General features: G+C 56.0%; 19 protein-coding genes. 11 read left to right on the plus strand and 8 right to left on the minus strand.

Translation table 11 applies throughout. The features are described 5' to 3' along the window. Both NBA72_RS22645 and NBA72_RS22650 read left to right on the plus strand, forming a co-directional pair. Positions 1-2694, plus strand: a 2694-nt coding sequence (locus NBA72_RS22645; RefSeq protein WP_439006043.1) for an autotransporter outer membrane beta-barrel domain-containing protein, incomplete at its 5' end; no start/stop codon positions are given. 718 nt (positions 2695-3412) lie between these two features. After that, the gene (locus NBA72_RS22650) at positions 3413-5203 is read left to right on the plus strand and encodes a vWA domain-containing protein (RefSeq protein ID WP_024157232.1); all 1791 of its coding nucleotides are present in this window, start codon (positions 3413-3415) and stop codon (positions 5201-5203) included. Positions 5204-5243: 40 nt separating this feature from the next. Here the strand turns inward: NBA72_RS22650 and NBA72_RS22655 are convergent, their stop codons facing one another. After that, a complete protein-coding gene (locus NBA72_RS22655; RefSeq protein WP_000368560.1) occupies positions 5244-6245 on the minus strand; it encodes a chemotaxis protein in 1002 nt (333 codons plus the stop codon). 65 nt (positions 6246-6310) lie between these two features. Then, the gene (gene rbn, locus NBA72_RS22660; protein ID WP_000419093.1) at positions 6311-7228 is read right to left on the minus strand and encodes a ribonuclease BN; all 918 of its coding nucleotides are present in this window, start codon (positions 7226-7228) and stop codon (positions 6311-6313) included. Positions 7229-7288: 60 nt separating this feature from the next. Between rbn and NBA72_RS22665 the strand changes: the two genes are divergently transcribed. From NBA72_RS22665 to pmrD, 9 genes are all read left to right on the plus strand, one after another. Continuing rightward, on the plus strand, positions 7289-7750 hold the full coding sequence (locus NBA72_RS22665) for a GNAT family N-acetyltransferase (protein ID WP_000568155.1): 462 nt from the start codon (positions 7289-7291) through the stop codon (positions 7748-7750). A gap of 54 nt (positions 7751-7804) precedes the next feature. Next, complete coding sequence (gene elaB, locus NBA72_RS22670; protein WP_001519663.1) at positions 7805-8110, plus strand: stress response protein ElaB; 306 nt, start codon at positions 7805-7807, stop codon at positions 8108-8110. A 100-nt stretch (positions 8111-8210) separates the two neighbouring features. Then, positions 8211-9506, plus strand: a complete 1296-nt coding sequence (menF, locus tag NBA72_RS22675) for an isochorismate synthase MenF (RefSeq protein WP_000555674.1) — start codon at positions 8211-8213, stop codon at positions 9504-9506. 85 nt (positions 9507-9591) lie between these two features. Next, positions 9592-11262: a 2-succinyl-5-enolpyruvyl-6-hydroxy-3-cyclohexene-1-carboxylic-acid synthase gene (gene menD, locus NBA72_RS22680; protein WP_000116395.1), complete on the plus strand. Its 1671-nt coding sequence runs from the start codon at positions 9592-9594 to the stop codon at positions 11260-11262. Continuing rightward, a complete protein-coding gene (menH, locus tag NBA72_RS22685; RefSeq protein WP_024155126.1) occupies positions 11259-12017 on the plus strand; it encodes a 2-succinyl-6-hydroxy-2,4-cyclohexadiene-1-carboxylate synthase in 759 nt (252 codons plus the stop codon). The genes menD and menH overlap by 4 nt, the downstream gene beginning before the upstream one ends. Positions 12018-12031: 14 nt before the next feature. Further along, positions 12032-12889 (plus strand): 1,4-dihydroxy-2-naphthoyl-CoA synthase, encoded by an 858-nt coding sequence (gene menB / locus NBA72_RS22690; protein WP_000640013.1) that lies wholly within the window; start codon positions 12032-12034, stop codon positions 12887-12889. Continuing rightward, a complete protein-coding gene (gene menC, locus NBA72_RS22695; RefSeq protein ID WP_001255556.1) occupies positions 12889-13851 on the plus strand; it encodes an o-succinylbenzoate synthase in 963 nt (320 codons plus the stop codon). Before menB ends, menC begins: the two co-directional genes overlap by 1 nt. After that, positions 13848-15215 (plus strand): o-succinylbenzoate--CoA ligase, encoded by a 1368-nt coding sequence (gene menE / locus NBA72_RS22700; RefSeq protein ID WP_042949817.1) that lies wholly within the window; start codon positions 13848-13850, stop codon positions 15213-15215. The genes menC and menE overlap by 4 nt, the downstream gene beginning before the upstream one ends. 97 nt (positions 15216-15312) lie before the next feature. Next, positions 15313-15570, plus strand: coding sequence for a signal transduction protein PmrD (pmrD, locus tag NBA72_RS22705; protein ID WP_000455132.1), 258 nt, complete (start codon positions 15313-15315; stop codon positions 15568-15570). On the opposite strand, the gene arnF is transcribed toward pmrD, so the two are convergent. From arnF to arnC, 6 genes are read right to left on the minus strand one after another with little or no spacing between them, the layout of a single operon-like run. Continuing rightward, on the minus strand, positions 15565-15942 hold the full coding sequence (gene arnF / locus NBA72_RS22710; RefSeq protein WP_000538692.1) for a 4-amino-4-deoxy-L-arabinose-phosphoundecaprenol flippase subunit ArnF: 378 nt from the start codon (positions 15940-15942) through the stop codon (positions 15565-15567). The genes pmrD and arnF overlap by 6 nt on opposite strands. After that, on the minus strand, positions 15942-16277 hold the full coding sequence (gene arnE / locus NBA72_RS22715; RefSeq protein WP_000580685.1) for a 4-amino-4-deoxy-L-arabinose-phosphoundecaprenol flippase subunit ArnE: 336 nt from the start codon (positions 16275-16277) through the stop codon (positions 15942-15944). The genes arnF and arnE overlap by 1 nt, the downstream gene beginning before the upstream one ends. Continuing rightward, entirely contained in the window at positions 16274-17920 is a 1647-nt protein-coding gene (arnT, locus tag NBA72_RS22720; RefSeq protein ID WP_031608415.1) for a lipid IV(A) 4-amino-4-deoxy-L-arabinosyltransferase, read from the minus strand. The genes arnE and arnT overlap by 4 nt, the downstream gene beginning before the upstream one ends. Next, positions 17917-18816: a 4-deoxy-4-formamido-L-arabinose-phosphoundecaprenol deformylase gene (gene arnD / locus NBA72_RS22725; protein WP_042949819.1), complete on the minus strand. Its 900-nt coding sequence runs from the start codon at positions 18814-18816 to the stop codon at positions 17917-17919. The genes arnT and arnD overlap by 4 nt, the downstream gene beginning before the upstream one ends. Beyond that, on the minus strand, positions 18813-20795 hold the full coding sequence (gene arnA / locus NBA72_RS22730) for a bifunctional UDP-4-amino-4-deoxy-L-arabinose formyltransferase/UDP-glucuronic acid oxidase ArnA (protein WP_000648764.1): 1983 nt from the start codon (positions 20793-20795) through the stop codon (positions 18813-18815). Before arnA ends, arnD begins: the two co-directional genes overlap by 4 nt. Beyond that, on the minus strand, positions 20792-21775 hold the full coding sequence (gene arnC / locus NBA72_RS22735; RefSeq protein WP_000458887.1) for an undecaprenyl-phosphate 4-deoxy-4-formamido-L-arabinose transferase: 984 nt from the start codon (positions 21773-21775) through the stop codon (positions 20792-20794). Before arnC ends, arnA begins: the two co-directional genes overlap by 4 nt.

The following is a 21775-nucleotide window of genomic DNA, read 5'->3' on the forward strand; positions in this document are numbered from 1 at the left end:
GGCAGCGGCCAGGTGGTGAAATCCGGCGACGAGACGCTCACACTCTCCGGCGCCAATTCTTACACCGGCGGCACCCTCATCAGCGGCGGCACGCTGGTCGCCACTAGCGTTGAGGCGCTGGGAAGTGGCGACGTCACCGACAACGCCGTGCTGGAACTGAACACAGGCGGCACGTTCGACAATGCCATCAGCGGCAGCGGCCAGGTGGTAAAATCCGGCGATAAGACGCTCACGCTTTCCGGCGCCAATTCTTACACTGGCGGCACCACCATCAGCGGCGGTACGCTGGTCGCCAGTAACGTTGAGGCGCTGGGCAGCGGTGATATCGACAATTACGCCAGCCTGCAACTGAACGCCAGCGGCCAGTTCGTTACGGCAAATCTCACCACTCACGATAACGCCATCACTGCAATTGGCGCAGGCAGCGCATTGCGGGCAAATACGCTAACGCAGGAGGCGAACAGCACCCTGGCCGTACACCTGATCGACAGCAACAGCGGCGCCATCGTCACCGCCGACCACGCTAACCTGGGCGGTACGCTGGATATTACCGGCATCGGCAACGTGGCGAAATCCTGGACCCGCGACGCGTACGCCTACACGCTGATTGACACGGACAGCGCCATCAATAGCGACTTTGCGCAATTCACCGTAGCCGGTATGGACGCCAAACAGGTGGATTTTCTCACCGTCGATGGGCGCGTGAACGCCGACGACGACACCCGCTATGACGTAACCGCCTCGTTGTCCTGGTATGCCGACAGCGACAACGCCGCCACCGACGCCCACGGTACCTTCACCCTGAGCGAGCAAGGTCACAGCTTCACGCTGAACACCGCGCTGACGGACGTTGACGCCACGCTCAATCCCGACAGCGCCACCTACTGGGACGGCAAATCGCTCATCAAACGGGGCGCTGGCACGCTGATCCTGGGGGCGCAAAACACCTACAGCGGCGACACCGACGTGCAGGAGGGCGCGCTATGGCTGGCCGAAACGGCGACTATCGGCTCTGCGGGGAGCGCGCAGGCGGTTAATATCGCCGCGAACGCCGCCTTTGGCGGCCACAACTCCACGGTGAACGGCCATGTTAACAACCAGGGCAGCCTGTACTTTGTCGATACGTTCACCGTCAACGGCGATGTCGTCAACAGCAGCGCGATGATAAGCGGCAGCGACCAGCCCAACAATACGCTGACGATCGCGGGAAACTATACCGGCAACGACGGTCATCTCTATCTCAATACCCAACTGGGCGATGACAGCTCGCCCACCGATAAACTGATCGTCACCGGCGACACCGCCGGCAGCACCACGCTGCATATCACCAACGTCAATGGCCTGGGCGCACAAACGGTTAACGGTATTGAAGTTATTGAGGTGGGCGGTCAGTCCGACGGTGATTTTAGGCTCTACAAAGGGCATGTTGATATTAACGCCTGGACCTACACGCTGAAACAAGACGGCGGCGACTGGTACTTGCGCTCCGAGTCTGATGACGTGCCGGACGACGGCGGTGAGGTTACTCCGCCTGACGATGGTGGCGAGGTCACTCCGCCTGACGATGGTGGCGAGGTCACTCCGCCTGACGACGGCGGCGAGGTCACCCCGCCGGACGATGGCGGCGAGGTCACTCCGCCGGACGATGACGGTGAGGTCACTCCGCCTGACGACGGCGGCGATATCACTCCGCCTGACGATGGCGGCGATATCACTCCACCTGACGGCGGCGACGTCACGCCCGTGGCGCCGCAGTACCGCGCCGACATTGGCGTTTATCTCGGCAACCAGTGGATGGCGCGCAACCTGCAAATGCAGACCCTCTATGACCGGGAAGGCAGCCAGTACCGTTCCGCCGACGGCAGCATCTGGATGCGTTTTAAGGCCGGTAAAGCCGAATCGCAGGCGGTTAACGGCAATGTAGATATCGACAGCGACTACTCGCAGTTCCAGCTCGGCGGCGACATCCTGACCTGGAGCGACGGCGCGCAGAGCGTCACCGTTGGCCTGATGGGCAGCTACATCAACGCCAGCACCGACAGCACCGGCAACCGGGGGGCGGACGGCAGCCAGTTCTCCGCCAACGGTAGCGTGGACGGCTACAACCTCGGCCTCTACGCCACCTGGTTTGCCGATGCTCAAAGCCATCGCGGGGCTTACATCGATAGCTGGTATCAGTACGGCGCTTACAACAACAGCGTGGATAACGACGGACTCAGCGCCAGCCGTTACGACTCCGCCGCGCACGCCGTCTCGCTGGAAACGGGTTATCGTTATGATATTGCGTTAAGCAACCGCAACACGGTCAGCCTGACACCGCAGGCGCAGGTCACCTGGCAGCGCTACAGCGCCGACACGGTTATTGACGATGGCGGTACCCGCATCAGCGGCCAGAACGATGATAGCTGGACGACGCGCTTAGGCGTGCGTGTGGACGGTAAACTGTACAAAGAGAGCGGCAGGATCCAGCCGTTTATGGAGGTCAACTGGCTGCACGCCAGCGACAATGCCTCGGCCACCTTTGGCGACACGAAGGTATCGCAGGATTTGCCGAACGACCGCATGGAAGTGAAAGTGGGGATTCAGGCAAACGTCAGCGAACGGCTAAGCGTTTACGCCCAGGCCGCTGGTCAGAAGGGAAAGAACGACTACGGCGACGCCAGCTTTAGCCTGAACATGCGCTATAACTGGTAGGTTGCTGACCAGGCATAGTACAACATTTATGCCGGATGGCGGCTACGCCTTATCCGGCCTGCAGGGTTATCAATATAGGATAATTCGTAGGCCTGATAAGCGAAGCGCCATCAGGCGTTGGGTGAGGCGTAGGTTGGGTAGAGCGCAACGCAACATTCGGTATCCGGTTCCGCAAGCAGGCAGTGGAACAACTCTCCCAACTGTTTTCGTGACCCGTTTCCCAGATAAATGTCTGTCTCATCGACTTCAATGGGAAAAATTTGATCTGAAGCGTATTTCTGTCAGCGTTTTTCAGGGCGTCCGATCGCGCTCAGTTCATTATTTCGTGTGATGGCGGCATATAATATCTTTCCATCAATAACGTGAGTGTCGGCACAGCTTAATGGATTGCTGTCTGGTGGGTTGTAAAAGGAAGCATCGGCGAGGGCACAGTGCAGATTGTCCCCCATCTTATATATTCACTTTTGGTAAATCGGTCACTGTAAATAGTGTTCTTTACGCAGAATCTGTGGGTCGAACGCCAGCAACTGATTAAGCCTGTCATCTTAAACGTAAATATTATTTGCCTCAAAAATATAATTATCTTTTTTATTATGGATGGTTATTAACTCAGGTAATACCATTTTCTACTTTCGCCATGCAGATAATAAAAGTAAAGCGGAATATAATGCAGGACATCTGCAGAGAGTTACCCGAATATAATTGAAAAGGAATTTGTATGCTTAATGGAAAAACATTAATGCTGTTGTTGGGTGGAGTTGTTCTCTCGGGCTGTGGGCCGGAGCCCTCCGACCCGCAGGGAAATAATCCGGCTGAGTTAAAACAGGAGCAGGCTATCCAGAAAGAAAATAGCGCTCAGGCCGGGGATGACACTGTCCAGAAAAGACAAGCCGAGGCCGCCCAACAGGCTGCGAAAAAAGCAGCCGAATATAAAGCGAAAGCTGAAGCCAAAGCCCTGGCAGATGCCAAAGCGGGATCTCTGGCAACAGCCGAAGCACCGCAACATGAAATGCGGACACGTGCCTCGGCATCAAAAGCGTTCGCTGCACAAGGCGGTAATGTAATGGGGACCGCGCGTTACGAACACTACGATGAAAATCCGATTAAACAGGTAAGTCAGGCGCCGCTCGCCACGTTTAGTCTGGATGTAGACACTGGCAGCTACGCTAACGTGCGGCGCTTTCTGAATCAGGGGCAACTGCCGCCGCCGGAAGCCGTGCGGGTAGAAGAGATGCTCAACTACTTTCCCGCCCCTCAGCCCGTTGCGGATAAGCAGGATAACACTAAACCCATTGCGGCCTGTATACCGATGCCATTTGCGGTTAAATACGAACTGGCTCCCTCGCCGTGGAACGCGCAGCGTACGCTATTAAAAGTTGATGTTCAGGCCCGGGACATGCAGACCAGAGATCTACCACCTGCCAACCTGGTTTTTCTCATTGATACTTCCGGCTCTATGCAGCCAGCGGAACGCCTGCCGTTGATCCGGTCGGCGCTAAAACTGTTGGTGAACGATCTGCGTGCGCAGGATAACATCACGATTGTGACCTACGCGGGCGGCACTCACGTCGCGCTGGCGTCTACAGCGGGAAATAACACAACCGCGATTAAAGCGGCAATTGATAATCTGGATGCTTACGGGAGTACCGGTGGTGAAGCGGGATTACGACTAGCCTACGAGCAGGCCGAAAAAGGGTTTATCAAAGGCGGCGTTAACCGCATTTTGTTGACCACCGACGGTGATTTTAACCTCGGTATTACCGATCCCAAAGACATCGAAGCGCTGGTAAAAAAAGAGCGCGAGAAAGGTATTACTTTATCTACGCTGGGCGTCGGCGATGACAATTTCAACGAAGCCATGATGGTGAGAATTGCTGATGTGGGTAACGGTAATTACAGCTACATCGACTCCCTCTCCGAGGCGCAAAAAGTCCTCAAAGATGAGATGCATCAAACGCTGGTCACCGTTGCCAAAGATGTAAAATCGCAAATCGAATTTAATCCGCAGTGGGTGACTGAGTACCGGCAGATTGGTTATGAAAAACGCCAACTGCGCGACGAGGATTTCAATAACGATAAGGTTGATGCCGGTGATATCGGCGCGGGTAAACACGTCACGCTATTCTTTGAACTGACGCTTAACGGGCAGAAAGCCTCGGTGGATAAACTGCGCTACGCTCAGGACAAAGCCGCCTCAAAGCCAACAAAATCAAGCGAGCTGGCGTGGATCAAATTGCGCTGGAAAGCGCCGCAGGGCAGCGAAAGTACATTAGCCGAGTTCCCGGTCGTTATGGGAAAGATGCCGAGCTTTGCTGACGCCTCTGAAGATTTTCGTTTCCGCGCGGCGGTAGCGGCTTTCGGGCAAAAACTGCGTGGCTCAGAAACGCTGGCAGATACGAGCTGGCCGCAAATTATTAAATGGGGTGAACAGGCGCGCGGGGAAGATAAACAAGGCTATCGCGCGGAGTTTATTAAACTGGTAAAACTGGCGGAAGGCTTGTCTCACTAAGCGTCAGGGGATGCCTGTACTGTAGGCATCCCCTGTTACGTCAGGCGCTTTTGCGGCTGATCAGTGGTCCCTGGCTGTTTGTTGCTGCGCGCTCCAGCACTTCCTGAATGACCGAAGAGAGTTCGTTAATCTCAAACTTGGCCACGTAGCCGTCGGCCTGCACTTTACGTATATGATCTTCGTTGGCGCTGCCGGAAAGGGAAGAGTGAATAACGACCGGGATCTTTTTCAGCCGTTCATCGGTTTTAATTTTACGCGTTAACGTAAAGCCATCCATCTCCGGCATCTCAAGATCTGTCAGGACCAGCGCGATTTTCTCGCTAATTGGCTTACCTTCGGCCTCCGCTTCCTGCGCCAGTTGCTGGATTCTCTCCCATGCATCCTTGCCGGTCACATGCATCTGATGCGGAATTCCCATCGCGTTCAGCCCTTTTTCCAGCATCGCGCGGGCGACTTTGGAGTCTTCCGCCACAATGGCTACCGCGCCAGGGGTAATATAAAATTTATTGGTCTTCAGATTGGTGGCGCGCAGATCGTGGCTGGAGGGGACAATATCATAAAGAATCTGCTCAACGTCGAGCACCAGCGCCAGGTTGTTGGTTTCTTTGTTGTCATCCAGGCAGGCAATACTGGTGATGTAGCGACCGTTGACGGCTTTCTCGGCGGTATGCACCTGTTGCCAGTCAAGACGCATAATATTTTCCACCGACTCGACGGCAAATGCCTGTACGCTGCGCGCATATTCGGTGATCAGCAAAATATTCAGCCCGGTTTCCGGCTTGCAGCCCGCTACCGCTGGTAAATCAATCACCGGAATGACCTGATCCCGAATATTGACCATGCCCAATAGCGGCGCTTTCATGCCTGCCGGGCGCGTAAAGGCGGGCATTGGTACGATTTCGCGCAGCTTAAATACATTGATGCCGAACAGCTCTGACTTCTGTTCATGCAGCGATGTACCAAGACGGAATAACAGCAGTTCAAAACGGTTGGACAGGGTTAAATTGGCCCTGTCATCAATATCTTTCTGAAAATTGTCCATCCTAACCTCATTATGAAAGCCTGCCTTTTTTAGTGTTATCGGCAATGAGGACAAAAAATGGAGCGCTAAACCGGGAAAACAGAAAAATCGTAAGCCAGCTCCGTCGCCGGGAAAATAGCGCGGCATTCCGCCAGTAAGCGCTGACAGCCTTTATCGTCATAGCGTGAGCTAATATGGGTCATGATCAGCCGACCGACGGCAGCTTCCCGCGCCAGCGTCGCGGTTTGACGGGTGGAGCTGTGTCCGCGAGCGTTGGCTTTCTCCTCCATTGACGCATCCAGCGTGGTTTCATGGACCATCACATCCACGCCTTGCGCCAGCGCGAGGGCGGCCTCGCAGGGCGCGGTATCGCCGAAAATCGCCACTGATTTCCCGGCCACGGCGGGAGCAAGGTAGTCGGCGCCATTGATCTGCCTTCCATCGGCAAGCGTGACGGTTTTTCCTGCCTTCAACGCCTGAAACAGCGGGCCGGGCGTAACGCCTGCGGCTTTTAACGCCCTGGCATTCAGCGCGCCAGGCTTGTCATGTTCAACAACACGATATCCGTAGCACTCCAGTGGATGCTCCAGCCTGAACGCGGTCACTTTACGCAGACCGTCGTCAAGAATATCGCCTGCGCTAATTTCTTCAATTTGCAACGGAAAATCGGTCCATGAACCGCTAAGGCGCAGTGTGGTTGCAATAAACTCACGCACGCCTTGAGGCCCGTATACGGTTAGCGGATGGGGATTCCCCGCCATCGACCGGCTGCATAGCAGACCCGGCAGGCCAAACAGATGATCGCCGTGAAGATGGCTGATAAAAATGCGCTCAAGCTTACCGGGATGAAACGCGGTATTAAGCATTTGATGCTGTGTCCCTTCGCCGCAATCAAAAAGCCATACTCCCGGCTGCGTTGGATGTTGCAGATGTAATAAAATTGCCGTTACATTGCGTGAGCGCGTGGGAACGCCTGCGGACGTACCTAAAAAAATTAATTCCATCTTGTCCATACACGTTTGGTTATCGTTTAACCCAAGATTACCACAACACAGGAGCGCATCATGATTGACTGGCAGGATCTCCACCATAGCGAACTTACCGTTCCTCAACTTTACGCGTTACTCAAATTGCGCTGCGCAGTCTTTGTGGTAGAACAGCGCTGTCCTTACCTGGATGTGGATGGCGATGATTTAGTCGGCGACAATCGGCATATTCTGGGCTGGCATCAGGATGAGCTGGTGGCGTATGCGAGGATTCTGAAAAGCGATAACGAATCAGACCCGGTTGTCATTGGCCGGGTGATCGTCAGCGATGCCTGGCGAGGGGCGAAACTGGGCCAGCAATTAATGGCGAAAACGCTGGAATCTTGTGGGCGGCACTGGCCGGATAAGCCGCTATATCTGGGAGCGCAGGCGCATCTGCAACCTTTTTATGCGCGGTTTGGTTTTATTCCGGTCACCGATGTTTATGACGAAGACGGCATTCCGCACCGGGGAATGGCGCGGGAGGTTCATCAGGCATAAACCGAAACCGTTGACTATAGTTAGGAGCAGGTGTTAACACAACGGAGAATGAGAATGTCATATCAATTTGGTGAATCACGTGTTGATGATGATCTGACTTTGCTCAGCGAAACGCTGGAAGAGATTTTACGTTCCTCAGGCGATCCCGCCGATCAAAAATACATTGAGCTGAAAGCCCGCGCGGAACAAGCGCTGGAAGAGGTGAAAAACCGCGTAAGCCATGCGTCGGATAGCTATTATTACCGGGCAAAGCAGGCCGTTTATAAAGCGGATGACTACGTTCATGAAAAACCCTGGCAGGGTATTGGCGTAGGCGCGGCGGTAGGACTGGTACTTGGACTGCTGCTGGCGCGGCGCTAAATCCCCCCACTGAACAGAATTGCAACCCTCCCTAAATGAGGTACTGCTTTTTTAGGGCAGTACCCCGTATAATGTGGGGTTTTTAACAGGGAGGGTCCGCGTGCATTCTATTACTACTGCGCTGGAAAATCTGACGCGTCAGCTATCGCAAGAGATACCGGCGACGCCAGGGCTTTGCGTTTTCGATGCGCCTTTCCCTTTAAACGATGCCTTCGATGCATTGAGCTGGCTGGCCAGCCAGTCATCCTTTCCGCAATTCTACTGGCAACAGCGCAATGGCGACGAAGAAGCTGCCGTTCTCGGGGCAATCACCGTTTTTTCATCGCTCGATCTGGCGCAACGGTTTTTACGTCAGCACGCGCAGCCTGACCTGCGTATTTGGGGGCTGAATGCGTTCGAGCCGAAAGAGGGCTACTTATTGCTGCCGCGGCTGGAGTGGCGACGTAGCGGGGGTACGGCGACCTTACGCTTACATCTGCACAGTGACGTTTCGCTACGCGATGATGCGCGCCAGGCGAAAGCGTTTCTCGCTTCTCTGGTCGGCATTAAGCCTGTTCCGGCGCTACGCCTTTCGCTCACGAGCGAACAACACTGGCCGGACAAAGACGGTTGGGTGAAGCTGATTCAGCAGGCCACCCACACCATTGCGCAAGAGGCGTTTGATAAAGTTGTGCTGGCGCGGGCCACCGACTTACAATTCTCCCGTCCGGTCAATGCCGCCGCGATGATGGCGTCCAGTCGTCGTTTAAATCTCAACTGCTACCACTTTTTTATGGCTTTTTCCGCCGATACCGCCTTTTTGGGATCATCGCCGGAGCGGCTCTGGCGGCGGCGTGAAACGGCGCTGCGTACCGAAGCGCTGGCCGGGACGGTGGCGAACCATCCGGATAACCATAAAGCCTGGCAGCTTGGCGAATGGTTAATGAAAGACGATAAAAACCAGCGAGAAAATATGCTGGTTGTCGAAGACATCTGCCAGCGACTGCAAAACTGCACCCACTCGCTGGATGTGCTGCCGCCGCAGGTGCTCAGACTGCGCAAGGTACAGCATTTGCGCCGCTGTATCTGGACGGCGCTTAATCAGGCGGACGACACGCTCTGCCTGCACCAGTTACAGCCTACCGCAGCGGTCGCCGGGATCCCTCGTGAACCCGCGCGTTGTTTTATAGAACAACATGAGCCGTTCGAACGTGAATGGTATGCCGGGTCGGCAGGCTATCTCTCCACGCGGCAAAGTGAGTTTTGCGTGACGTTACGTTCAGCCAAAGTGACGGCCAATGTGGTGCGATTGTATGCCGGCGCGGGAATCGTCCGCGGCTCCGATCCGGAACAGGAATGGCAGGAAATAGATAATAAAGCGGCCGGGTTACGTACCTTATTGCAGATGGATGCGTAATGAGTCACATATTCCCGACCCATATCAATAATCCATTTTTGCAGCTCTTTATACTTAGTCCCAATGATTGATACCGGACAAACTCATGTCAGTAAGTGCATTTAACCGGCGCTGGGCGGCGGTCATCCTGGAAGCCTTAACCCGTCATGGCGTCAGGCATGTTTGTATCGCCCCTGGTTCCCGTTCCACGCCGCTCACGTTGGCGGCGGCAGAGAATCCTGCTTTTATTCACCATACGCACTTTGATGAGCGTGGGCTTGGTCATCTGGCGTTAGGGCTGGCGAAAGTCAGCCAACAGCCGGTTGCCGTTATTGTCACTTCAGGTACCGCCGTGGCGAACCTCTATCCGGCGCTGATTGAGGCGGGTCTGACGGGCGAGAAGCTCATTTTACTTACCGCCGATCGCCCGCCGGAGCTGATTGACTGCGGCGCCAACCAGGCGATCCGTCAGGCGGGGATGTTTGCCTCGCACCCCTCCCAAACTCTGTCGTTGCCGCGTCCCACGCAGGATATTCCGGCGCGCTGGCTGGTGTCGACCATCGACAATGCGCTCGCCATGCTTCATGCGGGCGCGCTGCACATTAACTGTCCTTTTGCCGAACCGCTGTATGGCGATATGAATGACACCGGTCTGGTCTGGCAGCAGCGCCTCGGCGACTGGTGGCAGGATGAAAAGCCCTGGCTGCGCGAAGCGCGTCGACTGGAAAGCGACAAACAGCGCGACTGGTTCTTCTGGCGACAAAAACGCGGCGTCGTTGTCGCCGGGCGTATGAGCGCGGAAGAAGGCAAAAAAGTGGCGCAGTGGGCGCAAACTCTGGGATGGCCATTAATTGGCGACGTATTGTCGCAAACCGGGCAGCCGCTGCCGTGCGCCGACCTGTGGCTCGGCAACGCCAAAGCGGTGACCGAACTGCAGCAGGCGCAGATTGTCGTCCAGCTTGGCAGTAGCCTTACCGGAAAACGCTTACTGCAATGGCAGGCAACCTGCGAGCCGGAAGAGTACTGGGTAATCGACAATATTGAAGGTCGTCTGGACCCGGCGCACCATCGTGGACGCAGACTGGTAGCGAAAATCGCCGACTGGCTGGAGATGCATCCGGCGGAAAAACGTAAACCGTGGTGTGTAGAGATCCCGCGTCTGGCAGAACTGGCGTGGCAACGGGTGGTCGCGCAGCGAGACACCTTTGGCGAAGCGCAGCTGGCGCACCGTATCCGCGACTATCTGCCGGAGCAGGGGCAATTGTTCGTGGGCAATAGTCTGGTGGTGCGTCTGATCGACGCGCTGTCACAGTTGCCGGCTGGCTATCCGGTATACAGCAATCGCGGGGCGAGCGGCATTGACGGCCTGCTTTCCACGGCGGCGGGCGTGCAGCGCGCCAGCGCCAAATCGACGCTGGCTATCGTCGGCGATTTATCCGCGCTGTACGATCTTAACGCGCTGGCGTTACTACGTCAGGTATCCGCGCCGTTTGTGTTGATTGTGGTCAACAATAACGGCGGGCAGATCTTTTCCCTGCTGCCGACGCCGCAAAGCAAACGTGAGCGCTTTTATTTGATGCCGCAAAACGTCCATTTTGACCATGCGGCTGCCATGTTTAACCTGCGCTATCATCGCCCGGAAAACTGGGAAGAACTGGAGTCTGCGCTGGCTGGCGCGTGGCGAACCCCGGCGACAACGGTGATTGAGCTGGTGGTAAACGATACAGATGGCGCGCAGACGCTGCAGCAACTTTTGGCTCAGGTAAGCCATCTATGATGTTGCACGCGCAGCACATGCCCGGACAGCCTGGGGCGCCCTCGCTGGTTTTCCTGCACGGTTTTTCTGGCGATTGCCGTGAATGGCAGCCGGTTGGCGAACAGTTTCACGGCTGTTCGCGGCTTTATATTGACTTACCGGGACATGGCGGATCTACGGCTATTCCGGTCGGCGGCTTTGCCGATGTCATCAGATTGCTGCGCGCTACGTTAATTAGTTACAACATACTAAAGTTTTGGTTGGTGGGATACTCCCTTGGCGGCCGGGTGGCGATGATGGCAGCCTGCCAGGGAATACCAGGCCTGTGCGGCCTGGTGGTCGAAGGCGGTCATCCGGGGCTGCAAAATGAACAGGCGCGCGCTGAAAGACGATTGTCCGACGGGCGCTGGGCAGAGCGTTTTCGTCGTGAACCCCTGACTGAGGTTTTTCACGACTGGTATCAGCAGCCGGTGTTCGCCTCGCTGACGGCGCAGCAAAGGCAGGCGCTGACGGCGCTGCGTAGCCAGAATAACGGCGAAACGCTGGCTGCGATGCTGGAGGCGACATCGCTTGCCGCCCAGCCGGATTTACGCGAGGCGCTCAACGCGCTGGCATTTCCGTTTTATTATTTATGTGGCGAACGCGACAGCAAATTCCGCGCCCTGGCGCAGGAAGTGGCGGCGACATGCCATGTTATTCGTAACGCCGGACACAACGCGCATCGGGAAAACCCCGCTGGCGTGGTAGACAGTCTGGCTCAGATTCTGCGTCTCTGACTAAAGGACACACTATGATCTATCCTGATGAAACAATGCTTTACGCACCGGTAGAATGGCACGACTGCTCGGAGGGTTACACCGACATTCGTTATGAAAAATCCACCGACGGTATTGCAAAAATCACCATTAATCGTCCACAGGTGCGCAATGCATTTCGTCCGTTGACCGTCAAAGAGATGATTCAGGCGCTGGCGGATGCCCGTTACGACGACAACGTGGGCGTGATTATTCTGACCGGCGAAGGCGATAAAGCGTTTTGCGCGGGCGGCGACCAGAAGGTGCGCGGCGATTACGGCGGTTATCAGGATGACTCCGGCGTGCATCACCTGAACGTGCTGGACTTCCAGCGCCAGATTCGCACCTGTCCAAAACCGGTTGTCGCGATGGTCGCGGGTTACTCCATCGGCGGTGGTCATGTGCTGCACATGATGTGCGACCTGACCATCGCGGCGGAAAACGCCATCTTCGGCCAGACCGGTCCGAAAGTCGGCTCCTTTGACGGCGGTTGGGGCGCTTCGTATATGGCGCGTATCGTTGGTCAGAAGAAAGCGCGTGAAATCTGGTTCCTGTGCCGCCAGTACGATGCGCAACAGGCGCTGGATATGGGGCTGGTTAACACCGTCGTTCCGCTGGCGGATCTGGAAAAAGAGACCGTGCGCTGGTGCCGCGAAATGTTGCAAAACAGTCCGATGGCGCTGCGTTGCCTGAAAGCGGCGCTGAATGCCGATTGTGACGGTCAGGCCGGGCTGCAGGAGCTGGCGGGCAACGCTACCATGCTGTTCTACATGACCGAAGAAGGGCAGGAAGGCCGTAACGCCTTTAACCAGAAGCGTCAGCCTGACTTCAGCAAATTCAAACGGAACCCATAATGCGTAGCGCGCAGGTATACCGCTGGCAGATCCCCATGGACGCGGGGGTGGTTCTGCGCGACAGGCGGTTAAAAACTCGCGACGGGCTGTATGTTTGTCTGCGTGACGGCGAGCGTGAAGGGTGGGGAGAGATCTCCCCGCTGCCGGGCTTCAGTCAGGAAACGTGGGAAGAGGCGCAGACGGCGCTCCTGACATGGGTGAACGACTGGCTTCAGGGGAGCGAGGGATTACCGGAGATGCCTTCGGTCGCGTTTGGCGCAAGCTGCGCGCTGGCGGAACTGACTGGCGTCTTGCCGGAGGCGGCGGACTATCGCGCTGCGCCGTTATGCACTGGCGATCCTGACGATTTGGTGCTGCGGCTTGCCGATATGCCCGGCGAGAAAATCGCTAAGGTCAAAGTGGGTCTCTATGAAGCGGTACGCGACGGCATGGTGGTTAATTTGCTGCTGGAGGCGATCCCGGATCTGCATCTGCGTCTGGATGCGAATCGCGCCTGGACGCCGCTAAAAGCCCAACAGTTCGCAAAGTATGTTAATCCGGACTACCGCGCTCGTATCGCCTTTCTCGAAGAACCGTGTAAGACGCGGGATGATTCCCGCGCCTTTGCCCGTGAAACCGGCATCGCGATTGCCTGGGACGAAAGTCTGCGCGAAGCGGATTTCACCTTTGAAGCCGAAGAGGGCGTCAAGGCTGTGGTTATCAAACCTACGCTGACCGGATCGCTTGATAAAGTGCGTGAGCAAGTCGCTGCCGCCCATGCGTTGGGACTGACGGCGGTCATCAGCTCTTCGATCGAGTCCAGCCTCGGCCTGACGCAACTGGCGCGGATTGCCGCCTGGTTGACGCCGGGAACGCTGCCCGGACTGGATACCTTGCATCTGATGCAGGCGCAACAGGTTCGCCCCTGGCCCGGTAGCGCGTTGCCTTGTCTGAAGCGTGATGAGCTGGAACGACTGTTATGACATTCACGGACTGGCCGTGGCGCCACTGGCGTCAGGTTCGCAGTCAGGCGCCCGCTCTGCGCCTGAACGATGAAGTGCTAAGCTGGCGCGCCCTCTGTGAGCGTATTGATGCGCTGGCGGACGGGTTTGCCGCGCAGGGCGTACGCGAGGGCGACGGTGTTCTGCTGCGCGCCGGGAATCAGCCGCGCACTCTGTTGGCATGGCTTGCGCTGATGCAGTGCGGCGCGCGGGTTCTGCCCGTCAATCCGCAGTTGCCCCAGACGTTGCTGGAGGCGCTGGTGCCGAAGTTAACGCTGCGTTTTGCGCTGACACTGGAAGGCGAAAACGCGTTTTCCGGATTAACCGCGTTGCAGATACAAAAGAGCACAGCGGCGTATGCTGTGGCCTGGCAACCGCAGCGTCTGGTTTCCATGACGCTGACATCGGGTTCCACAGGATTGCCAAAAGCGGCTGTACATACGTGCCAGGCGCATCTTGCCAGCGCGCAGGGCGTGCTTTCGCTAATGCCGTTTGGCCGTCAGGATGACTGGCTGCTATCGCTGCCGCTGTTTCATGTATCCGGGCAGGGTATTATGTGGCGTTGGCTCTTCGCCGGGGCGCGCATGACGGTACGCGATAAGCAACCGCTGGAGCAGATGCTGGCAGGGTGTACTCATGCTTCGCTGGTGCCGACGCAGCTATGGCGGCTGCTGGCGAATCGGGCGGCGGTGACGCTGAAAGCCGTTTTGCTCGGCGGCGCGGTGATTCCGGTTGAACTCACCGACCAGGCCAGCAAACAAGGGATTCGCTGCTGGTGCGGGTATGGGCTCACGGAGTTCGCGTCTACGGTATGCGCCAAAGAGGCCGATGGTTCGGATGATGTTGGCGCGCCGCTTCCCGGCAGAGAGATCAGAATCGTCGATAATGAAGTCTGGCTGCGCGCCGCCAGTATGGCGGAAGGTTACTGGCGTGATGGCAAACTGATCCCGCTGGTTAATGACGAAGGCTGGTTTGCCACGCGCGATCGCGGCGAGCTGAACCACGGCAGGCTAACCATCGCCGGGCGGCTGGACAACCTGTTCTTTAGCGGCGGCGAAGGCATTCAGCCGGAGGAAGTCGAACGCGTTATTAATGCGCATCCGCTGGTGCAACAAGCCTTCGTCGTGCCGGTAGAAGATAAAGAGTTTGGTCATCGTCCCGTTGCGGTTGTGGAGTATGCATCGCAGGCCGGAGACGTGAACCTCGCTGAATGGGTTCGCGATAAGCTGGCGCGTTTTCAGCAGCCGGTTCGCTGGTTGACGCTGCCGTCAGAACTGAAAAACGGAGGGATTAAAATATCTCGCCGTGCGCTCCAGCAGTGGGTGTGTGAGAACTGTAAAAATTAATGTTAGGTTAATATACAACCATTCCATCGCTATTGCCGTTTTGTTTATCCGTTGATGTGTAACGTGTTATGAACAATCAGCGTGAAACGGGGGCGCTATGGAATGGTTGGTTAAGAAATCGCATTATGTCAAAAAGAGGGCGTGCCATGTTCTGGTGCTGTGCGATAGCGGCGGTTCGCTAAAAATGATCGCCGAGGCGAATTCCATGATATTACTGAGTCCCGGCGATATCCTGTCGCCTTTACAGGATGCGCAGTATTGTATTAATCGGGAAAAACACCAGACCTTAAAAATCGTTGATGCACGCTGTTATTCCTGCGACGAATGGCAGAGGTTGACGCGCAAGCCTTCATGATCTGGCGGGCAGAAAAATCAGCATTACCCCCGCCATAATACACAATACGCCGAGCATCGCTTTTAGGCTGAAAGCGCCTTGCAAACCGGGTAACAGCATTGAGGCTACCCAGACAAGCACATAGCTGAGACTCAGTAGCGCATAGGCTTTGCTGAGCGCGAGCGTGTGTAATGTTTTATGCCAGCAGAAGACGGAAACCAGATACCCCGCCAAACCGGCGAATAGCGCCAGGGTCGCGGCATTAAATGCGCCCAGTCCGGAAATAAACGCCAGTGGATGCGCTATCGATGGCAGCCGCATCATGGCGAATCCTAAACTCAACTGGGCGAGGGAGGCAATCGCAACGCTTATCAGTCCCCACATTACGCCCATTATGCCGCACTCCCCAGAATGATAATGCCGCTGATAATCAATGCGACGCCCAACCAGTGGCGGGGCGGAACCTGTTCATGCCAGATTTTCCAGGCCGCCAGCGTGACCCAGACAAAATTCAGACTCAACATCGGGTAAGCAATTCCCACCGGCAGGGTTTGTAGCACCAGCAGCCACAGCACCATCGCTGCGCCCATGCATATTAGCGCCAGGCCCAGCCACAGCATCAGGTGACGGCGGCGTCCGCCCGCCGTCAATGGCCGTGTCGCTTGCTTCTGGCAGAGCTGACCGCCAACGCTGAGCAGACTGGCAAGCACCAGAACGACGCCGATCATTTAGGCCGATACTGAATTAACACCAGACGCCCCTGATAATCAATATTGTCCGCAGGGGGAAGGGAAAGAGCGCTGATGTCTTCATCTTTGGCTATTGAAAGTACTAGCGTAATAATGCCCTCCTGACGATGCTGGTTGAGCCAGGCGTTAAAATCGTCGGCTTTAACGAATTTATCCTGCACATCAGGATAGCTAAGACCATACCTGAGTTCGCCCGCGTGTCCGTAGAGCATAATATCGTCTCGTTTCAGACTCCAGGCCAGCCCGGCGGCGACGCCGACGTTGTCGGCAAGAATATAGCGGCTTGATGCCAAAGGCGCCTGGGTCATTTCGACAAAAAACTGGGGCTGTTTGGACTCCATCACCCTGTCGGGGATGGAAAAGCCGAACAGCAGCGCCAGTCCCAGCGGACAAAACGCGGGTAATAGGTATTGTTGGCTATGACAGAGGCTATACCAGCCCACAAACGCCCAAACAGTAAAGACACCCCAGACGCAAAAAACTTTATAGGTTTCGATATGCGTCCACACCGGCGATTTCAACGGGCCCCATGAGGAGACGACAAACGCCGCGACGATCCCGACTAACCCGAACACCAGGTTGATCCCGCCGTTGACACGTAGCGCGGCGACGCCTTCTTTTACGTTATGCAGGACGAAGCGCGCCATGAGTATCGCTATCGGTGCGAAACAGGAAAGAACATAGGTGGGCAGTTTCCCTTTCGCAATGCTGAAAAAGAGAAGCGGCATGATCGTCCATCCGAGCAAATAGAATGCGCCGTTTCGCTCGCGCCAGCCCAGTTTAAGCGCGCCAGGCAGTAACCCCAGCCACGGTAAACTTCCCGCGAGCAGTACCGGCAGATAGTACCAGAAAGGGGCTTTATGCTGGGCATCGCTCATGGCGAATCGCTGGATATGCTCCACCCAGAAAAAGTAATGCCAGAAATCGGCTTCGCGTCGCGCAATGGCGATCGCCCAGGGAAGGACAACCACAAAGCAGCTCAAGACCGCCAGCCAGCCGTATAGCAAAAAGTCCTTCCAGCGTTTCTGGACAATGACCCACGGCAGCACGCTCACTACCGGTACGGCCAGGGCGAGGAAGCCTTTAGTTAATACACCCAGACCGCAGGTTGCGCCCAGTAGCAAAAACATCCCAATCTTGCCCGTTCGGGTCGTGGCCTGCATCCCCTGCCAGAAACAACACATCCCGGCCGTAAGCCAAAGCGCGATCATCGGGTCGAGTACCGCATACGTCCCGATACTGTAAACGGCAAAGAGGGAGAGAAAGATAACGGAGGCGAGCAACGCGGTACGTTTATCCCGCCATAAGCGGAACGTCAGCCACGCCACCAGCGCTGCGGCCAGCAATGTCGTTAAAATAGCGCCAGCCCGCACGCCAAAATTGGTAGCGCCAAAAAGCCACTGACCCAGACTGTTTATCCAGTAACCGGCTATCGGTTTTTCAAAATAACGTAATCCCAGAAAATGCGGCACGATCCAGTCGCCAGACGCCAGCATCTCCCGACTTATTTCGGCATAGCGCGTTTCATCCGGCTGCCAGAGCAGGCGGCTATTGACAGGAATAACATAGTAGAGCGCGATAAATGCGGCGAAAGCCAGATAATAGCGTATCGATTTCATCATGAGGCGCTCGCGGCCTGTTGGCACCCCAGCCAACCTTCACGGCCAGGGATGTGTCCACGTACAATTTGCCCCAACGGCAGAGACTCAGGCGATGCCGGCAGCAGTTCGCCCAGAGGGCAAAAGGTGATCCCCGCGTCGCGTGCACGAACGAGCAAATCTTCAAACAGCGGCTGATGGACAATACCTTCGACTTCCGCATGGATGGTATATACCGGCGTGCCTTTGTCCTGCAACATACGGGAGATAATCCAGGTATTGAACGACTGCGCCTGAACGGCGGGGCCGATAACCTCATCCCACGTGGGTAAGGTGACCGGGATTTGCGGCGTCCCTGTCTGGCCCGGCATCAGTAGCGGACGGAATAAGGTGGTTCCACGGCAATCGCTGTTATACCGCAGGTTGAACGGCTCTTTCGCACGAACAACGCGCCCATCCGCTCGCCAGCTGGCCGCGGCTGAGCAGGTGACGGGTTTTCCGATAATGGCCTCAAGCGCCGTTATGCCGCGCGCGATATCTTCTTCAAGCTGGCGGATACTCCAGTGGCCGCTGTGAGTCTGCCACGCATGGTGATCCCAGGCATGTAGTCCCGTCTCATGGTATGTTGCCGTTTCACGAATAATCCCGGCATTGGCGTTGCCGATATTTTTTCCCGGCCAGGCGGTACCGGCCAGCAGGATATCCCAGCCGTAGAGCGAGGCGGCGTTTGAACGTAGCATTTTCCATAAAAATCGCGGTTTTATCAGACGCCAAAGATGGCGTCCCATATTGTCCGGCCCGACGCTGAAGAAAAAGCTGGCCTGAACGCCGTGGCGATGCAATGTCGCCAGCAGCCGGGGAACACCTTCACGCGTTCCTCGCAAGGTATCAACATCAATGCGTAAACCGACTTTCGTCATGATGCGCGTTCCGCGACATCTACGCTGCGCAGGAAGAAGTCCAGCGTTTCTTCAACCGTATCACGCATCGCAATAGACGGTTCCCAGCCCAGACAGCGCCTGGCATTGTCGATACTGGGTTTCCGGTGTGCGACATCCTGATAACCCTTGCCGTAATAACTACGGCTTTCGACGACCTGGAAACCGGCAAACGGTGGGAAATGGCAGCGCAGCGGATGCTTATCAAAACTGTCGAGCAACAGCGTCGCCAGTTCCTGAATACTGGCTTCGTTGTCAGGATTGCCGATATTAATGATTTTGCCATCGCATCGATCGCCATCATTCACAATAATGCGGAATAATGCTTCGATCCCGTCACGAATATCGGTGAAACAGCGCTTCTGCTGACCACCGTCGATAAGCTTGATCGGCGTCCCTTCTACCAGGTTCAGAATCAACTGCGTTATCGCGCGTGAACTGCCGATACGCGCCGCGTTCAGGCTATCCAGCCGCGGCCCCATCCAGTTAAAGGGACGGAAAAGCGTGAAGCGCAATCCCTCTTTTTCGCCATAAGCCCAAATCACCCGGTCGAGAAGCTGTTTGGAAACGGAGTAAATCCAGCGTGGCTTATTCACCGGCCCGACGATCAGATTCGATTTGTCCTCGTCAAAAGAGGCGTCCGTACACATGCCGTACACTTCAGAGGTAGACGGGAAAACCACGCGTTTACGGTATTTCACGCAATAACGGATAATCCGCAGATTTTCTTCAAAATCAAGTTCAAAGACGCGCAGCGGGTTGCGGGTGTATTCAATCGGGGTAGCAATCGCTACCAGCGGCAGTACGACATCGCATTTTTTGACATGATATTCGATCCATTCTGAGTGGATGCTGATATCTCCCTCCACGAAATGAAAGCGAGGGTGGAGCAGGAATCGGCTAATGGCGTTGCTGCCGATATCCATACCGTAGACCTCGTAATTCTCTTCATTCAGTAACCGTTCGGTCAAATGATTGCCGATAAAACCGTTGACGCCGAGGATGAGAACGCGAATGCGACGTTTACCGCTGGTCGCTGGTGGACGGTTCAAACGCGCGCCCGCCACCAGACCAAGCGTCTGTGCAAGCTGCGAGCCCTGTACAGTAATACCGTCTCCGGCCTGGCCGGTAATAATCTCCAGCGCGCCATCGGCGCAGGCGACCCGCAGCGGAGAGACCGAAATTACCGAGCCGGGAAGCGCGCCCTGCGCATCCGGACAAATTCGGGAAGACCAGATAGTGAATTTTTGCGAGCCGTTATAGCTGAACGCGCCGGGCCAGGGGGCGGCTACCGCCCGCACCAGGTTATGCACCGTGGAAACCGGTTTGTGCCAGTCGATAAGGCCATCTTCCGGCCTGCGGCGACCATAATATGTAGCGTCAGACTCACGCTGAGGAACAGAAGGTATATCGCCGCATTTCATGGTGGGCAGGATGCTATTAAGCAACTGGCGCGCGGCCTGACATAGCTTATGATGCAGGGTAAGCGCAACATCGTCCTGCGCAATAGCGACGCGTTGACTGGCGACAATCTCTCCGGCGTCGGCACGTTTGACCATACGATGCAGCGTTACGCCCGTTTCGCTTTCGCCGTTAACCAGAACCCAGTTTAGCGGCGCACGGCCACGATAGGCAGGCAATAGAGAACCGTGCAGATTGAACGCGCCAGCCGGGGCGAGGTGCAGAATTTCTTCGCTTAACAGGTTACGGTAATAGAACGAAAAAATAATATCCGGCGCAAGTTCAGCGATGCGGTCGACCCAGATAGGATGGTTTACGTTATCCGGTGCATAAACCGGAATCCCTAATTCTGCCGCCAGCCGGGAGACGGAGCCAAAAAAGGTGTTTTCCGCAGGATTGTCGGCATGAGTAAAAATCGCGGCAATCTCATACCCGGCATCCAGTACGGCCTGCACGCCCTGACATCCCATATCGTGATAGGCAAAAATAACGGCTTTCATTGGTGACTTTCCTCAGTAAACGGCGTGCTTTCCGGGTAGATAACTTGTTGAACAAAATAGCGGGGGCGGGCGCGGACATCGTTATAAATGCGACCGATGTATTCGCCCAGCAGTCCCATACCGATGAATTGCGCGCCGATGAAGGTAAACAGAACGGCAAAGAGCATAAATACGCCTTCCGCCGCCCACTGCGGTCCCAGCGCCAGGCGAAGTACAATAAGCAATACCGACAGGCTAAACCCGCCGATGGCGATAACGCTGCCCAGCAGGCTCAACAGGCGCAGCGGCGTCGTCGTCAGGCAGGTCACCAGGTCATACATCAGGTTAATGAGACGCATAAAACTGTATTTAGAGTCGCCAAATTCACGTTCAGCGTGATGCACCGGGATCTCGGTAGCCCGACGAGCGAAAATGTTGGCCAGAATAGGGATAAAGGTGCTGCGTTCATGGCAGCGCAACATGGTATCGATAATAGGGCGGCGATAGGCGCGTAACATGCAGCCGTAATCGCCCATCGCTTTGCCCGTTGTGCGCTGGATCAGCAGATTAATGATTTTTGACGCCGATTTGCGAAACAGGCTGTCCTGTCGGTTCTGGCGCACGGTGCCTACCACATCGAACCCTTCATCGGCTTTCGCCACCAGGCGCGGGATCTCTTCCGGCGGGTTTTGCAGATCGGCATCCAGCGTAATGATAAGATCGCCGCTTACATGGCTAAACCCCGCCATAATCGCTGCATGTTGACCGTAGTTACGGTTGAGTAAAATAGATATGATATGGCTATCGGCCTCTTGGGACGCCTTAACCATCAGCTCCGCCGAGCTATCGCTGCTACCATCATCTATCAATAAAATCTCCCACGCTTTGCCCAGACTCTCGCAGGCGGCGGTGGTGCGTCTTATCAATTCCGGCAGGCTTTCCTGTTCGTTATAGACAGGAATAACCACCGAGACTTTTTTTATGGGGGCGGCGTCAAACAT

It is taken from the genome of Salmonella sp. NW1250 (genome assembly GCF_051812965.1).
Lineage (GTDB): Bacteria > Pseudomonadota > Gammaproteobacteria > Enterobacterales > Enterobacteriaceae > Salmonella > Salmonella enterica.

What these genes read in the sequence shown, in the direction of transcription:
- NBA72_RS22650 (WP_024157232.1), top strand. Translation starts at nt 3,413, where the DNA reads ATGCTTAATGGAAAAACATTAATGCTGTTGTTGGGTGGAGTTGTTCTC.
- NBA72_RS22655 (WP_000368560.1), bottom strand. Translation starts at nt 6,245, where the DNA reads ATGGACAATTTTCAGAAAGATATTGATGACAGGGCCAATTTAACCCTG.
- rbn (WP_000419093.1), bottom strand. Translation starts at nt 7,228, where the DNA reads ATGGAATTAATTTTTTTAGGTACGTCCGCAGGCGTTCCCACGCGCTCA.
- NBA72_RS22665 (WP_000568155.1), top strand. Translation starts at nt 7,289, where the DNA reads ATGATTGACTGGCAGGATCTCCACCATAGCGAACTTACCGTTCCTCAA.
- elaB (WP_001519663.1), top strand. Translation starts at nt 7,805, where the DNA reads ATGTCATATCAATTTGGTGAATCACGTGTTGATGATGATCTGACTTTG.
- menD (WP_000116395.1), top strand. Translation starts at nt 9,592, where the DNA reads ATGTCAGTAAGTGCATTTAACCGGCGCTGGGCGGCGGTCATCCTGGAA.
- menH (WP_024155126.1), top strand. Translation starts at nt 11,259, where the DNA reads ATGATGTTGCACGCGCAGCACATGCCCGGACAGCCTGGGGCGCCCTCG.
- menB (WP_000640013.1), top strand. Translation starts at nt 12,032, where the DNA reads ATGATCTATCCTGATGAAACAATGCTTTACGCACCGGTAGAATGGCAC.
- menC (WP_001255556.1), top strand. Translation starts at nt 12,889, where the DNA reads ATGCGTAGCGCGCAGGTATACCGCTGGCAGATCCCCATGGACGCGGGG.
- menE (WP_042949817.1), top strand. Translation starts at nt 13,848, where the DNA reads ATGACATTCACGGACTGGCCGTGGCGCCACTGGCGTCAGGTTCGCAGT.
- pmrD (WP_000455132.1), top strand. Translation starts at nt 15,313, where the DNA reads ATGGAATGGTTGGTTAAGAAATCGCATTATGTCAAAAAGAGGGCGTGC.
- arnF (WP_000538692.1), bottom strand. Translation starts at nt 15,942, where the DNA reads ATGGGCGTAATGTGGGGACTGATAAGCGTTGCGATTGCCTCCCTCGCC.
- arnE (WP_000580685.1), bottom strand. Translation starts at nt 16,277, where the DNA reads ATGATCGGCGTCGTTCTGGTGCTTGCCAGTCTGCTCAGCGTTGGCGGT.
- arnT (WP_031608415.1), bottom strand. Translation starts at nt 17,920, where the DNA reads ATGATGAAATCGATACGCTATTATCTGGCTTTCGCCGCATTTATCGCG.
- arnD (WP_042949819.1), bottom strand. Translation starts at nt 18,816, where the DNA reads ATGACGAAAGTCGGTTTACGCATTGATGTTGATACCTTGCGAGGAACG.
- arnA (WP_000648764.1), bottom strand. Translation starts at nt 20,795, where the DNA reads ATGAAAGCCGTTATTTTTGCCTATCACGATATGGGATGTCAGGGCGTG.
- arnC (WP_000458887.1), bottom strand. Translation starts at nt 21,775, where the DNA reads ATGTTTGACGCCGCCCCCATAAAAAAAGTCTCGGTGGTTATTCCTGTC.